14 protein-coding genes are annotated in these 13,898 nt (G+C 66.7%); 9 read left to right on the plus strand and 5 right to left on the minus strand.

The features are described 5' to 3' along the window. The first annotated feature begins 165 nt into the window (after positions 1–165). The 6 genes from DBR10_RS13520 to DBR10_RS13545 all read left to right on the plus strand — a co-directional run bounded on the left by DBR10_RS13520 (position 166) and on the right by DBR10_RS13545 (position 6,186). A complete protein-coding gene (locus tag DBR10_RS13520; protein WP_108504608.1) occupies positions 166–411 on the plus strand; it encodes a DUF6489 family protein in 246 nt (81 codons plus the stop codon). Continuing rightward, positions 411–1,754 (plus strand): tRNA uridine-5-carboxymethylaminomethyl(34) synthesis GTPase MnmE, encoded by a 1,344-nt coding sequence (gene mnmE / locus DBR10_RS13525; RefSeq protein WP_108504609.1) that lies wholly within the window; start codon positions 411–413, stop codon positions 1,752–1,754. The genes DBR10_RS13520 and mnmE overlap by 1 nt, the downstream gene beginning before the upstream one ends. 168 nt (positions 1,755–1,922) lie before the next feature. Beyond that, positions 1,923–3,776: a tRNA uridine-5-carboxymethylaminomethyl(34) synthesis enzyme MnmG gene (mnmG, locus tag DBR10_RS13530; RefSeq protein ID WP_199223497.1), complete on the plus strand. Its 1,854-nt coding sequence runs from the start codon at positions 1,923–1,925 to the stop codon at positions 3,774–3,776. 10 nt (positions 3,777–3,786) lie between these two features. Beyond that, the gene (rsmG, locus tag DBR10_RS13535) at positions 3,787–4,428 is read left to right on the plus strand and encodes a 16S rRNA (guanine(527)-N(7))-methyltransferase RsmG (RefSeq protein ID WP_108490414.1); all 642 of its coding nucleotides are present in this window, start codon (positions 3,787–3,789) and stop codon (positions 4,426–4,428) included. Further along, positions 4,418–5,230, plus strand: a complete 813-nt coding sequence (locus DBR10_RS13540) for a ParA family protein (protein ID WP_108504610.1) — start codon at positions 4,418–4,420, stop codon at positions 5,228–5,230. The genes rsmG and DBR10_RS13540 overlap by 11 nt, the downstream gene beginning before the upstream one ends. Before the next feature lie 41 nt (positions 5,231–5,271). Continuing rightward, on the plus strand, positions 5,272–6,186 hold the full coding sequence (locus tag DBR10_RS13545) for a ParB/RepB/Spo0J family partition protein (RefSeq protein WP_108490692.1): 915 nt from the start codon (positions 5,272–5,274) through the stop codon (positions 6,184–6,186). Between the two features lie 287 nt (positions 6,187–6,473). Here DBR10_RS13545 and holA read toward each other — a convergent pair whose 3' ends face one another. From holA to DBR10_RS13565, 4 genes are all read right to left on the minus strand, one after another. Then, positions 6,474–7,526, minus strand: a complete 1,053-nt coding sequence (gene holA, locus DBR10_RS13550; protein ID WP_108490693.1) for a DNA polymerase III subunit delta — start codon at positions 7,524–7,526, stop codon at positions 6,474–6,476. Positions 7,527–7,530: 4 nt separating this feature from the next. Beyond that, entirely contained in the window at positions 7,531–8,028 is a 498-nt protein-coding gene (lptE, locus tag DBR10_RS13555; RefSeq protein WP_108504611.1) for an LPS assembly lipoprotein LptE, read from the minus strand. Positions 8,029–8,031: 3 nt separating this feature from the next. Further along, positions 8,032–10,623 (minus strand): leucine--tRNA ligase, encoded by a 2,592-nt coding sequence (leuS, locus tag DBR10_RS13560; RefSeq protein WP_108504612.1) that lies wholly within the window; start codon positions 10,621–10,623, stop codon positions 8,032–8,034. Positions 10,624–10,761: 138 nt separating this feature from the next. Continuing rightward, positions 10,762–11,286: a DUF3576 domain-containing protein gene (locus DBR10_RS13565; RefSeq protein ID WP_108504613.1), complete on the minus strand. Its 525-nt coding sequence runs from the start codon at positions 11,284–11,286 to the stop codon at positions 10,762–10,764. A 252-nt stretch (positions 11,287–11,538) separates the two neighbouring features. Between DBR10_RS13565 and DBR10_RS13570 the strand changes: the two genes are divergently transcribed. After that, positions 11,539–11,952 carry an NtrZ family periplasmic regulatory protein gene (locus DBR10_RS13570; protein ID WP_108490436.1) on the plus strand — a complete coding sequence of 138 codons (414 nt, stop codon included), beginning with the start codon at positions 11,539–11,541 and terminating at the stop codon, positions 11,950–11,952. Here the strand turns inward: DBR10_RS13570 and DBR10_RS13575 are convergent. Beyond that, positions 11,949–12,515, minus strand: a complete 567-nt coding sequence (locus DBR10_RS13575) for a thiamine phosphate synthase (protein WP_369831675.1) — start codon at positions 12,513–12,515, stop codon at positions 11,949–11,951. The two genes, DBR10_RS13570 and DBR10_RS13575, sit on opposite strands and share 4 nt — an antisense overlap. A 75-nt stretch (positions 12,516–12,590) precedes the next feature. Here DBR10_RS13575 and DBR10_RS13580 point away from each other — a divergent pair, with 75 nt between their 5' ends. Continuing rightward, complete coding sequence (locus tag DBR10_RS13580) at positions 12,591–13,238, plus strand: YggS family pyridoxal phosphate-dependent enzyme (RefSeq protein WP_108504614.1); 648 nt, start codon at positions 12,591–12,593, stop codon at positions 13,236–13,238. Between the two features lie 73 nt (positions 13,239–13,311). After that, positions 13,312–13,623 carry a YdeI/OmpD-associated family protein gene (locus tag DBR10_RS13585; RefSeq protein WP_199223498.1) on the plus strand — a complete coding sequence of 104 codons (312 nt, stop codon included), beginning with the start codon at positions 13,312–13,314 and terminating at the stop codon, positions 13,621–13,623. Positions 13,624–13,898: the final 275 nt, after the last annotated feature.

Raw genomic sequence — 13,898 nt, forward strand, 5'->3', positions numbered from 1 at the left:
GGCCACATAGGCGCTGAAGCTGCCGTCGGGCGTCGTGATGGTAAGGGTCTGGCTCATCGGGATCTCCGTCGCATGGGGTCGATGTGACTTTCGACCAAAGCGCTCTAACGTGACGCGTCGGGCCTGGCCCATAACAATATCGTGCCCTGACCTGAGGGAACTTTCATGAAGATGACCATCGAGATCGACTGCACCCCTGTAGAGGCCCGTGCCTTTCTGGGGCTGCCGGACGTGACCCCGCTCAACGACCATCTGGTCAAGGAAATGCAGGCCCGCATGGACGCCAACATGGCGATGCTGGCCCCCGATGAACTGATGAAGAACTGGATGGCGTTCGGAGCGGGGGCCCAGGACCAGTTCCGCAAGCTGATGACCGCCGCGGCGGGTGCAGCGGTCGGCAAGCGCGACTGATGCGCCAGACGATTTTCGCCCTGGCCACAGCGGCGGGGCGAGCGGCCGTTGCCGTCATTCGGGTCTCGGGCCCGGGCACCCAATCGGCCGTTCAGGCCCTGGCCGGCTCTGTCCCGCGACCAAGGCAGGCCGGCCTGCGTCGTCTGCGGTACGACGGGGTCATGCTGGACGAGGCGCTGGTGCTCTGGTTCCAGGGTCCTGCCAGCTACACCGGCGAGGACGCCGCCGAGTTTCACGTGCACGGGGGGCGGGCTGTGGTCGAGTCCGTGCTCAGCGCGCTGGCGGGCTTGGGACTGCGGCTGGCCGAGCCTGGCGAGTTTACCCGGCGCGCCTTTGAGAACGGAAAGCTGGATCTCGCCCAGGCCGAAGGGGTGGGGGACCTGATTGATGCCGAGACCGAGGGCCAGCGACGTCAGGCCCTGGGCCAACTCGGCGGGGCCCTCAGTGACCGCTATGAGCGCTGGCGTGACCTGCTGATCCATGCGCTGGCCATGCTGGAAGCCGCCGTCGATTTCCCGGACGAAGACCTGCCGGAAGCGGTGGCTGAACGGGCGCGACCGGGCTTGCGGACCCTGGCTGACGAGATAGACGCGGGCCTGGCGGATCTTGATCGCGGACGGCGGGTGCGTGACGGGTTCAGGATCGCCCTGATGGGCGCGCCCAACGCCGGGAAAAGCACCCTGCTCAATGGTCTGGCCGGGCGTGATGCGGCCATCGTCACGGCGACGGCAGGAACCACCCGCGACATTATCGAGGTCCCGCTGGAACTGTCTGGATACCGGGTGTTGCTGGCCGATACGGCCGGGCTCAGGGAAACAAACGACCCGATTGAGGCCGAGGGGGTGCGCCGGGCCCGGGCCTGGGCAGGGGCGGCCGATCTGCGGCTCTGGGTCATAGACGCCACGCTAGGCGCGGCAGCCCTTGATGCGGCGGCTGGGATCCTGTCCGCAGGCGACTGGGTTGTCGTCAACAAGGCCGATCTGGTTGCGCCTTCTAGTGAGGCAGCGTGGCTGGCCAGCGCCCGGGCCCGGGGCTGGCAGGCCCTGGCGACCCAGGCTGACGACGCGAGTTCATTGGGGGTGTTGCGGTCTGCCCTGTCGCGTCACGTGGCGGGTGCTCTCGAGGGCTCGGAGTTCCCCGTGGCCACGCGTCTGCGCCATGCCGAACGTCTAAAGGAAGCACGGGTATATCTTGGTAGGGCCATGTCAGACGCGGGCCATGCTGTAGAGCTCGCCGCGGAAGATGTACGGCTGGCGGCCCGAGCTTTGTCCAAGATTACTGGGCGGGTGGATCCGGAGGATGTACTCGAAAAGGTTTTTTCGAGCTTCTGCATTGGCAAGTGATGTTCCACGTGAAACACGGTTGAGTTATCCACAGGGTAGTCACAGCTCCGCACACCACTGTTTCACGTGAAACGTCCGGGACTCACGTCGACCTCCAGCGGCAAAACGCGTATAGAGGAGTCCAGCGCCCCCGCCAGTCCCGGGGGCGTTCGCATTGAGGCGCGTACCTTGTCCAATACCTGGGATGTCATTGTCATTGGAGGTGGCCACGCCGGCTGCGAAGCGGCCAGCACGGCGGCGCGCGCGGGCGTGCGGACACTCCTGCTGACCCACAAGCTTGAGACCATCGGGGAAATGTCCTGCAACCCCGCCATCGGGGGTCTGGGCAAGGGCCATCTGGTCCGTGAGATCGACGCCCTGGATGGCGTGATGGGGCGGATGGCCGACAAGGCCGGGATCCAGTTCCGGATGCTGAACCGCTCCAAGGGTCCCGCCGTTCGCGGGCCTCGCTCCCAGATCGACCGCCGGCTCTATCGCGAAGCCATGCAGGCTGAACTGGCTGCCACGAAAAACCTCGAGATCATCGCGGCGGCGGCAGAGGATCTGATCGTTGAGGGCGGTGTCGTCGCCGGTGTGATCGACGGGGCAGGGGTCTGCTACCGAGCCTCGCGTGTAGTCCTGACCACTGGCACTTTCCTCAAGGGTCTGATCCATCTGGGCGAGACCCGCACGCCGGCCGGCCGGGTCGGCGATGCGCCGTCGATCGGTCTTTCTGATCGGCTCTATGGTCTGGACTTCCACATGGGTCGGCTGAAGACCGGCACGCCCGCGCGGCTTGACGGGGCGACGATCGCCTGGGACCGACTGGAGATGCAGGCCGCCGATGCCGAGCCTGTGCCGTTCTCGTTCCTGACCGACAGGATCGAGGTGCCGCAGATCCAGTGCGGCATCACCTATACGACCGCCGAGACCCATCAGATCATCGCTGACCGGCTGGGCGAGTCCGCTGTCTATGGCGGTCGTGCCACGGGGATCGGCCCGCGCTATTGTCCGTCGATCGAGGACAAGGTGGTGCGGTTCGCCGACAAGACCAGTCATCAGGTGTTCCTGGAACCCGAAGGTCTGGACGACAGCACAGTCTATCCGAATGGCATCTCGACCTCGGTCTCTGAGGAAACCCAACTGCTGTTCCTGCGGACGATCCCGGGCCTCGAGGCCGTTGAGGTCAAGCGGTACGGCTATGCGATCGAATATGACTATGTCGATCCGCGTGAGCTCTATCCGACCCTGGAGACCAAGCGCCTGCCGGGTCTCTACCTCGCCGGGCAGATCAACGGCACCACCGGCTATGAAGAGGCCGGCGCCCAGGGACTGGTCGCGGGGCTGAATGCCGCCCTGGCGGCCCAGGGTCGGGAGTCCGCCACCTTCGCGCGGGATGAAGCCTATATCGGGGTGATGATCGACGACCTGGTCACCCGGGGCGTTACGGAGCCCTATCGCATGTTCACCAGCCGGGCGGAGTTTCGCCTGACCCTGCGCGCTGACAATGCCGACCAGCGCCTGACCGACCGGGGGCTTGGGCTGGGCATTGTCGGTCCTCGCCGGGCTCAGGCCTGGGCGGCCAAGAAGGCCGATCTCGACGCCGCCCGGCGTTATGCCCGCTCTGTCAGTCTGACGCCACCGGAAGCCATCCGGGCCGGGTTCAAGGTCAATGCCGACGGCCAGCGCCGCGATGTGTTCGCCATGCTCGCCTATCCGGATGTGACCCTCGACCGTCTCGCCGAGGTCTGGCCCGAGGTTTCCACGTGGAACACTGCGGTGCGGGAGCAGATCGAGATCGAGGCGGCCTATGCCGGCTATCTTGACCGGCAGCGTGCCGATGCCGAGTCCCTGCGCCGCGATGAGGATTTGCGGCTGCCCGCCGATCTCGACTATGCCGAGATCGGCAGCCTGTCGAACGAGGTGCGTGAGAAGCTGATGCGGGTGCGACCCCTGACCCTGGGCCAGGCGGCCCGGATCGAAGGCGTGACGCCTGGGGCCCTGACGGCGCTTCTGGCCCACGTGCGTCGTCATGCTGCCTGAGCCCGCGCCGATGACCGAAGTCCTCGATACACCGGCGCTCGACGCGGCAGGCTTCCAGGTCCTGATGGGGGTGACGGATGCGCAACTGGCCGACCTGGCCCGCTATCAGACCCTGCTGGCCGAGTGGAACGCGGTGATGAACCTCGTTGGCCCAGCCACCATCGCCACCTACTGGACCCGCCATGCGCTCGACAGTGCCCAACTGCTGGCCCTGGCACCGACGGCCCGGATCTGGGCCGACCTGGGGGCCGGTGCCGGTCTGCCCGGTGTCGTTCTGGCCATACTTCTGAAGGATGTACCGGGCGCCAAGGTTCACCTCGTCGAAAGCATGGCCAAGCGCTGCCGGTTCCTGGCTGAGGTCTGCGGCGCGCTGGACCTGCCGGTCGAGATCCATAATGCCCGCGCCGAGACCCTGAACCTGACGGTCGACGTCGTCACCGCCCGGGCCTGCGCGCCGATGACCAAGCTGCTGGGCTTTTCCTGGCCGTATCTGCATCGCGGGGCCCTGGGCCTGTTCCTCAAGGGTCAGGACGTCGAGATCGAAATTTCCGAGGCTCGAAAGTCTTGGAAATTCGCCGCCGAACTGAGACCAAGCCAAAGCGATCCCCGTGGTCGCATCGTTCAAGTCAAAGGGCTGTCCCGTGTCCGCTAAATCTGTTCAGCCGCTTCGCGTTCTCGCTGTCGCCAACCAGAAGGGCGGGGTGGGCAAGACCACGACCGCCATCAACCTGGGCACCGCCCTGGCAGCCTGCGGCGAGCGCGTCCTGCTGATCGACGCCGATCCGCAGGGCAACTGCTCGACCGGCCTCGGTATCACGCGCCAGCAGCGCCGCACGACACTCTATGACGTGCTGATGGGCGCCTCGCCGATCGCCGATGCGGCCGTAGCGACCAGCCTGCCGGGGCTCGACGTCATCCCGGCCGATGCCGACCTGTCGGGGGTCGAGCTTGAACTGGGTCAGACCGCGCGCCGGTCCTACCGTCTCCAGGATGCCCTGGAGCCCCTGCGCGCCAACGGCAGCTACACCTATGTGCTGATCGACTGCCCGCCGTCCCTGAACGTGCTGACCGTCAATGCCATGACCGCCGCCGATGCGGTGTTCGTGCCCCTGCAGTGCGAGTTCTTCGCCCTTGAGGGCCTCACCCAGCTGATCCGCACGATCGAGCGGGTGCGGGGAAGCCTCAACCCACGGCTGGAGATCCAGGGCGTGGTCCTGACCATGTACGACAAGCGCAACAGTCTGTCGGAACAGGTGGCCAAGGATGTGCGGGCCCACTTCGGCGACAAGGTCTATGACGCGGTGATCCCGCGCAATGTGCGGGTCTCTGAGGCCCCGTCGTTCGGCAAGCCGGTGCTGCTCTATGATCTCAAATGCGCCGGCAGCCAGGCCTATCTGAAGCTGGCGCGCGAAGTGATCAGCCGCGAACGCACGCGCCAGGCCCAGGCCGCCTGAACCTTTTTGAAGTCCAACCTAGCAGTCGATACGCGTTGAAGATGGAGTCCGTCGTGGTGGGAGAGCCGGGTATGGCCGAAGGGCGTAGGGGTTTGGGTCGCGGTCTGTCCGCCCTGCTGGGTGAGGTGGACGCCGCGCCGGCCCAGGCACCAGGCGAGCGGATCGGCGGCACCAACGAGGCCCCGATTGAGCTCCTGCGCCGCAATCCGGATCAGCCGCGCCGGACCTTCCGGGAAGAAGACCTGAGCGAGCTGTCCGACTCGATCCGTGAGAAGGGCATTCTGCAGCCGATCCTCGTGCGTCCGGCGCCGGGGGCCCCCGGTGAGTACCAGATCGTCGCCGGTGAACGCCGCTGGCGTGCCGCCCAGCGGGCCGGCCTGCGGACCGTGCCGATCATGGTTCGCGAGCTTGATGATCTGGCCGTGCTCGAAATCGGCATCATCGAAAACGTCCAGCGGGCCGACCTCAACATCTTGGAGGAGGCGCTCTCCTACAAGGTGCTGATGGACAAGTTTGAACGGACCCAGGAGAACATCGCCCAGACCATCGGCAAGAGCCGCAGCCATGTCGCCAATACGCTGCGTCTGCTGGCCCTACCGGATGAGGTGCAGCAGCACCTGGTCAGTGGCGACCTATCGGCCGGTCATGCCCGGGCCATTGCGGCCGCCGAAGACCCGGCGGCTCTGGCGCGGGAGATCATCGGCAAGGGCCTTTCGGTGCGCGACACCGAGGCCCTGGCCCGCAAGGCCCCGTCCAGCAACCCGGGCAAGAACCGCGGGGGCCGTCCGGCGCGCGTGAAGGACACCGACACCCAGGCGCTTGAAGCGGACCTGTCGGCCGTGCTGGGTCTAGAGGTCAGCATTGATGACCGCGGCGGCACCGGGCAACTGACCATCAGCTATGCGACGCTGGAGCAGCTCGACGACCTCTGCAACCGCCTGACGCGCGGGGTCTGATCAAACGCACGGAGTGCGGCCTGGAAGGGTGTGAAATCACGCTTTTTCAGGCCCCTCTGTCGCGCACGGAGCAGGCCTCATCCGTCCTCGGAGACGGGCTGTTTTACTGGGACGAGGCGGTATTTCGCCAGAACGGTCACAAGCCCTTGGGGTTCCACGGCTTTTCTGAAGTCATCCACAGGTGCGCAAACGGCCCATTTCGGCGTCTTTTGGACCTGACGGACCCTGCAAGCCTGAAAGTTGCGCTGACGCCGCGTCGACCGGCATGACTGCCGCTCCGAGCGGGGCTACAGCCCCAGCCGCCGGGCCCGGCCGGCGATCATCAGGGCCAGACGTTCCGAGATCAGCTGATCCGGTGAGCCCGACGTCTTGCAGGCCCGGTCGGCGGTGAGGATCTCGCCCTGGATGTCGAGCAGGGTCTCCAGGGTCCAGGCCCGGGCCTGACGCAGAAACTCGCGCTCCTGCTTCCAGAACACGCCAGACGCCTTGGCCGCCTGGGCCAGGTCGATGCCGTTCTTGTGCAGGGTCAGGGTGCGCCGCAGGCGGCCCAGATAGTAGCCCATGGCCCGCACAGCCGCCGGGCCACCCTCGCCCTCGGCAGCCGCCCGTCTCAGTCCGGCCTGGGCTGGACCCAGTCGCCCCCCGAAGGCATCGGCGGCGGCGTCGCTGAGCGAGGCTTCCGGTTCCACGCCCAGAAAGTCGGTGAGGTCGGCCGCCGATGCATTGACGCCGGACCCAGGGCCGAGAAACAGGATGAGGCGCTCGATCTCCATGCGGGCGACCCCGCGCTCCTTCGGCAGGCGGGACACGAAAAGATCGAGGGCTTCGCTGTTCAGGCCGACCTTGTCGCGCGCCAGGGTCTCACGGGTCAGGCGGGCCATGTCGCCGACCTCATCCTCGTAGCAGGGGATGACGGCGCAGCCGCCGGCCTTCTCGCCGACCTTGCGCAGGGTGGAGTCGCGGCCCAGGGCTCCGGCCTCGACGATAAAGAAGGCGTCGGGATTGAGCTGGCCCTCAACATGCCGGCCAAGGGCCTCAGCCGTGGCCTTGTCGGGTCCGGCCTTCTCGCCAGTCAGGCGCAGGCGGACGAGGCGCCGGCCGCCCATCATCGACAGGGCCGAAAGCTCTTCCTCAAGCTTGCCGGGGTTGGACTCTACGTCGCTCTCGGTCAGTTGCGCGGTGTCGAACGGATCATCAGGCCGCGCGAACAGCTTTTTGGCCAACTGGTCGGCGCGGTCGCGGACCACGCCGCGGTCCTTGCCATAGATGATCACGGCCCGGATCTCGGGCGCGGGATCCTTCAGGAAGCGTTCGACATCCGGCCGCTTGGACAGGATCACGGGATCAGGCCGGGGCCTTGCCCGCCAGCCAGTTGGCGAGGTCGAGCTGGATCTTGCGGGCCACTTCGGCCGCAGCGCGCTCCTGGCCGTCGTTCTGGGCGGCGATGGCGGCATAGGGCTGGTCAGCCGAGTCATAGGTGACGGCGGCTTCGGTCTCGCCCTTGCGGATCTCGGTCCCGGTCCGGACGTCGGCCAGGGACCATTTGACCTTCAGGCGCAGCTCATAACGGTTGGCGATGTTGTCGACCCGCACGCCGCGCGCAAAGCGCTTCTCGTCGACGCTGAAGGTCAGGCGATGGGCCGGGGCAACATTGACGTTGCGGGCCAGGACGTCGTCCAGCTGCTCGCGCAGCAGATAGCCTGCCCGCCCGGCCGGGGCCACGGTCTCGATGGCGGCCAGGCCCGGCGTCACCCCGGTGGTGCCATAGAGGGGCGTGAACCCGCAGGCCGAAAGGGCCAGGGCCGTCAGGGCCAGGGCGCCGGGCAGGAGAAAGCGTTTCATCGGTCAGTTGGCCACGATGTTGACGATACGGTCCTTGACCACGATCACCTTGCGGACCGTGACCCCCTCAAGGTGGGCCAGAACGGCCGGATCGGCCAGCGCGATCTTTTCGACCTCGGCTTCGGCGAGGCCGGCCTTGACCTTGATCTCGCCGCGGCGCTTGCCGTTGATCTGGATCGGCAGGACCCGCTCGTCATCGGCGGCCAGGCCCGGATCAGCCTTGGGCCACGGCGCATCGACGACCAAGCCTTCGCCGCCCAGCGACGCCCAGGCTTCTTCGGCCAGGTGTGGCGTGAACGGCGAGACCAGACGGGCCAGGATGTTCAGGGCCTCGCGACGGGCCGCCAGGACGGCGTCTGAAGCGCCGTCAGCCGGCGCGGCCTTCAGGGCGTTCAGGAACTCATACAGGCGCGCCACGCCGCTGTTGAAGCGGAAGCCCTCGATGCTGTCGGTGACGAAGCCGATCAGCTTGTGGGCCGACTTGCGCAGGGCCAGGGCGGCCTCATCCGAGGCGTCATGGGCGAAATCCCCGGCCGGCTGGCTGTCGAACTCGTTCCACAGCCGGTGGGTGAAGCGCCACGAGCCCTCGACGCCCGAATTGGTCCACTGCACATCGCGCTCGGGCGGGCTATCGCTCATCACGAACAGGCGGGCGGCGTCGACGCCATAGGCCTCGAAGATGTCCTCAGGCGCGACGACGTTCTTCTTGGACTTCGACATCTTCTCGATGTCGCCGATGGTGATCGGCTCACCGGTCGTGGCGTGCTTGGCCGAACGGCTGTTGCCTTCAGCCGTGATGACGACGTCGGCGGGTTCAACCCATTCGCCGGCCACGTTCTTGTAGGCCTCGTGGGTGACCATGCCCTGGGTAAAGAGGCCGGCGAACGGCTCCTCGACCGAGACCAGGCCCTCGTCCTTCAGGGCGCGGGTGATGAAGCGGGCATAGAGCAGGTGCAGGATCGCGTGCTCGACCCCGCCGATGTACTGGTCCACCGGCATCCAGTGATCGGCGGCGGCCTTGTCGATGCACTCGGCCGCATCGGGATTGGCGAAGCGGGCGAAGTACCAGCTGCTGTCCATGAAGGTGTCCAGCGTGTCGGTTTCACGCTCGGCGGTGCCGCCACAGGACGGGCAGGTGGTGTGCTTCCAGGTCGGATGACGGACCAGCGGATTGCCCGGCTTGTCAGCCTCGAACGTGACGTCCTCGGGCAGCACCACCGGCAACTGGTCTTGCGGCACGGGCACGGGACCGCAGGAGGGGCAGTGGATGATCGGGATCGGGCAACCCCAGTAGCGCTGGCGCGAAACGCCCCAGTCGCGCAGGCGATAGACCGTTGCGCCCTGACCCCGGTCCATGGCTTCGATGCGGGCGATGGCCTCGGACTTGGCGGACTCGATGTCCATCCCGTCCAGGAACTTGGATTTGAAGATCGAGCCGGGGCCGACATAGGCCTCCTTGCCGATCTCGAAGCTCGCAGCGTCCTCGCCGGGCGGCAGAACCACCGGCAGCACCGGCAGGTCGTACTTGCGGGCAAAGTCCAGGTCGCGCTGGTCGTGGGCCGGGCAGGCGAAGATCGCGCCGGTGCCGTAGTCCATCAGGATGAAGTTGGCGATCCAGACGGGCAGGGTGATGGTCGGGTCCAGCGGGTGGACCACACGCAGGCCGGTGTCGCGACCCAGCTTCTCGGCGCCCTCGATATCGGCTTCCGAGGTACCGCCCTTGCGGCATTCGGCGATGAAGGCCTGCAGTTCGGGATGGCCGGCCGCCAGCTGTTCGGCCAGCGGATGCTCGGGTGCGATGCCGACGAAGCTGGCCCCGAACAGGGTGTCGGGACGGGTGGTGTAGACCTCAAGCCCGGCCTCATGGCCCGCCGGGGCCTCATCCGCGAACTTGAAGGTGAAGCGCAGACCCTTGGACCGGCCGATCCAGTTCTCCTGCATGATGCGGACCTTTTCAGGCCAGCGATCCAGGGTCTTCAGGCCGTCGATCAGGGCATCGGCATAGTCGGTGATGCGCAGGAACCACTGGGTCAGCTTGCGCTTCTCGACCGGCGCGCCCGAGCGCCAGCCCTTGCCGTCGATCACCTGCTCGTTGGCCAGGACGGTCATGTCGACCGGATCCCAGTTGACCGAGGCTTCCTTGCGATAGACCAGGCCCCGCTGCAGCAGCTTCAGGAACCAGGCCTGCTGCTTGCCGTAATAGGCCGGGTCGCAGGTGGCGAACTCGCGCGACCAGTCGATCGACAGGCCCAGCGCCTTCAGCTGCTCGCGCATGGCGGCAATGTTGTCGTAGGTCCAGCCCTTGGGGTGGACGCCGCGCTCCATGGCCGCATTTTCGGCCGGCATGCCGAAGGCGTCCCAGCCCATCGGGTGCAGGACCGAGAAGCCCTGGGCGCGCTTGTAGCGGGCCACGACGTCGCCCATGGCGTAGTTGCGCACATGGCCCATATGGATGCGGCCCGACGGATACGGGAACATCTCGAGCACATAGTACTTGGGACGGCCGTCGCCGATGTCTGCCGTCCTGAAGACGTCAGCTTGCGCCCAGGCGCTGCGCCATTTGGGCTCGGTGTCTTTGGGATTGTAGCGGGCCATCGAAAAACCAGTGTCTTGATGTGCGAAAGCGCCCCGGAAGGCGCGTCCGCAGACTCTAAGCGGTTTCGCGGCCGGAGCGCGCAGAAAGTGCGGACTGAAGGGCCTTCATCGCGCTGGCGATGAAGGCCCTTCAGGGGCCTATTTGATGTTGGAAAGCCGAAGCTGACGCGCGCGGGTCAGGATGGCGTTCTCGATGTCGGTCGCGGTCTGGTCGGCCGTCGCGGTATCGGTCCAGGTGCCGCCGGCATTGACCTGCTTGAACACGTTGACGTTCAGGCCGTCGGCGCGCAGGCGGGTGTCGAGGATATAGACCGTCGCCTTGAAACGCTCGTCCGGCTTTTCCGGGTTCACGTACCAGTCGGTGACGATCACGCCGCCGTAAGGATCCGCCGAGGCCAGGGGCATGAAGGCCAGGGTGTCCAGGGTCGCGCGCCACAGATAGCCGTTGACGCCGATCGAGCCTTCGCTCGTGGGTGCCTTGGCTCCGCCGCCGAGGCCCAGGCCCTTGAAGGGCTGGAAACCACCCTCTTCCTGGGTGCTGAAAGTCTTGGGTCCCTTGGTGCTGCCGCAGGCTGACACGCCCAGAACCGACAGCGCCAGCACGCCAGCGGCGACGCCGCGCAACACCGACCCACGCTCAAACGCCATAGTACCTTGCTCCAATGTCTCGCCGGCGCGATCGCGCACCCTGGCGCGCCCCCGCAGCCGGGAGCCGGTCTATAGCATGGCCGCGCCGCCTCAAAACAGGAATCGCGTGACAGGTCGGCCACAGGCGCCGGTTGAATCGGGTAGCGGCCCCGCCGATGCGACCAATGGCCGGTTGACCGAGCACATTACAGGCCTTTAATCGACGGTAAGGGTGTTCGTTTCTAAATGGAGCGAACAGGGGTTTTTGGGAATAGGTCACGAGTAGCGATGGTCGCGACGCGTTTCATGATGGCAGCCGCCTCGGCACTGATCCTGACGGGATCGGCGACTATGGTGCACGCCCAGACCAAAACCCGTTCGGTGACCCCCGACTTTACGGTCAAGAACGACTTCACCAGCAATCCGCAGGGTATTCCGTTCGGCCCGCAATCAGCCAAGAAGACCCTGCAATGGGACGCTGACAAGGGTCGCTGGGGCCTGAAGCTGGATCTCGACCAGCCGGTCGGCCGCGACATGGAGCTGAAAGACGTCGAAGCCGGGGCCTATTACAAGGTCACCCCGTCGATCCGCGTCGGCGGTGCCGTGGCCCTCGGCGACAACAATCCGGCCCTGGCCGCCCGCAAGGCCGAGCCGCGCGAGCCCGCCCCCCGGGTGCGTCTGGAAACCGCCTTCAAGTTCTAGGCGTTTTGGCTCGCCAGCGCCTCGACGGCCGCCAGGCCGACGATTCCGGTTTTTTCCATACCGTCCACCGTGTCTGGCCGCAGTCCGCCCAGGGCATAGACCGGCTTGTCCGTCGCCCTGACCAGGGTCTCCAGACCGTCCAGCCCCAGCGGCGTACCGGCTGAGGGGCTGTTGCTGGCAAAGACCGGCGAAACCACCAGCGCATCAACCTCAGGAACCGACGCCGCCTCAACGGCTGCCCGGGTGTGGGCCGCCACGGTGATCAGGGCCTCCGGCCATGACCGGCGCAGGTTCATGGCTTCGCCCCGCAGGCGTTCGGGCAGGTGCACGCCGTCGGCCTGCAGGGTCCCGGCCAGGGCGATGTCGGCCCCGACCAGCAGGACCAGACCTCGCTCCCGGGTGATCGTCCGCAGCCTCTGGCCCTGTTCGGGCGCATCCGCCGCGCCGAAGGTGCGAAAGACCACGCCGGATCCGGCCGGCAGGCGCATCGCCACCGCTTCCGGATCGGCGACGCGGGCGGGATCGGTGAAGAAAAGCAGCGACGGCAGGACGATTCCACGCACCCTCCTTGGCGTGCACAGGGCCGCCGTCCTAGACAGGGCCTCCAGAGCCGCTCCAGCCGTCAAGAAACCCTCCGCATGTCAGACGCCCTCGCCCGGATCCGTACCCGCATTGACACTGCCACCGAGGCTGCGGGTCGCCCGGCCGGCTCGGTCACCCTGGTGGCGGTCTCCAAGACCCAGCCCTGGGACCATATCGCCCCGGTTCTGGCCGCTGGCCAGAGCGTGTTTGGCGAAAACCGTGTGCAGGAGGCGATGGAGCGCTGGACGCCGCACCGCACGGGCCTTGAGTTGCGCCTGATCGGCCCCCTGCAGACCAACAAGGCCCGCGAGGCCGTCGGCTTTTTCGATGTCATCGAAACCCTCGACCGCGAAAAGCTGGCCCGGGTGCTGGCTGACGAGATCCAGCGTCAGGGGCGGTCGATCGGCCTCTATGTGCAGGTCAATATCGGGGAAGAACCCCAGAAGGCCGGCATCGCCCCGGCCGATGCCGACGCCTTCATCGCCGCCTGTCGCGGCCCCTATGGCCTGCCGGTCGAGGGGCTGATGTGCATTCCGCCCGCTGAGGATGATCCCGCCCCCCATTTCGCCGCCCTGCGCGAGATCGCTGCCCGCAATGGCGTCGGGAAACTGTCCATGGGCATGAGCGACGATTTCGAGGTGGCCATCGCCCAGGGCGCGACCTCGGTGCGGGTCGGTTCGGCCATCTTCGGGGTGCGGGGCTAGGGGGCTCGGCGTTTCCGTTCCCCATGGGCAGAAATGGCGCTAGGCTTCGTGATCGCCGCCGGAATATCCCGTGATGACTGCCTTTCCCCAGGGAACCGTCCACGACGCAGGAAAAGACCTGCAGGCGGCGCTGCAAGCCGATCCGGGCGTCCTCGGGCTGTGGGAACGGCTGACGCCGCTCGGGCGCAACGAGTTCATCTGCTGGGTCGAGGACGCCAAGCAGGCCGCAACGCGGCAGCGCCGTATCCAGCGCACCCTCGAAGAACTGCAGGAGGGCAAGAAACGGCCCTGCTGCTGGGCAGGCTGCATCCACCGCACCGACAAGGCCCCTAGCCCCTGGCAGCAGGCGGTCCTGATCGACGGGAAGTTCGGGCGCGGGCGTTAGGCTGGGCGACTTGCCGGCTCATTTCTGCGCTGCCTTTTTTCCGTCATCCCGCGCTTCATGCGCGGGACCCATGGTTCTGCCTTCAAGTGAGAGGGTGGGTCCACGCCGCACCTGCGGCGGAGAAATGGGTCCCGCGCCTAAAGCGCGGGATGACGGGCTGAGGTTATCTTCCAGCGCCCACAAACCCTTCACCCACCGCCTCAGACCCCGATCCCCACCGCATCCCCCGGCCTGGCCACCGCCAGCAGCGCTTCCAGGTCCGCCCGCGCCCGAAC

The sequence above is a fragment of the Caulobacter sp. HMWF025 genome (assembly GCF_003060965.1).
Classification (GTDB): domain Bacteria; phylum Pseudomonadota; class Alphaproteobacteria; order Caulobacterales; family Caulobacteraceae; genus Caulobacter.

Bases quoted from the DNA above. Each gene is read 5' to 3' on its own strand.
- DBR10_RS13520 (WP_108504608.1), top strand. From the start codon at position 166: ATGAAGATGACCATCGAGATCGACTGCACCCCTGTAGAGGCCCGTGCC.
- mnmE (WP_108504609.1), top strand. From the start codon at position 411: ATGCGCCAGACGATTTTCGCCCTGGCCACAGCGGCGGGGCGAGCGGCC.
- rsmG (WP_108490414.1), top strand. From the start codon at position 3,787: ATGACCGAAGTCCTCGATACACCGGCGCTCGACGCGGCAGGCTTCCAG.
- DBR10_RS13545 (WP_108490692.1), top strand. From the start codon at position 5,272: ATGGAGTCCGTCGTGGTGGGAGAGCCGGGTATGGCCGAAGGGCGTAGG.
- lptE (WP_108504611.1), bottom strand. From the start codon at position 8,028: ATGAAACGCTTTCTCCTGCCCGGCGCCCTGGCCCTGACGGCCCTGGCC.
- leuS (WP_108504612.1), bottom strand. From the start codon at position 10,623: ATGGCCCGCTACAATCCCAAAGACACCGAGCCCAAATGGCGCAGCGCC.
- DBR10_RS13570 (WP_108490436.1), top strand. From the start codon at position 11,539: ATGGTCGCGACGCGTTTCATGATGGCAGCCGCCTCGGCACTGATCCTG.
- DBR10_RS13580 (WP_108504614.1), top strand. From the start codon at position 12,591: ATGTCAGACGCCCTCGCCCGGATCCGTACCCGCATTGACACTGCCACC.
- DBR10_RS13585 (WP_199223498.1), top strand. From the start codon at position 13,312: ATGACTGCCTTTCCCCAGGGAACCGTCCACGACGCAGGAAAAGACCTG.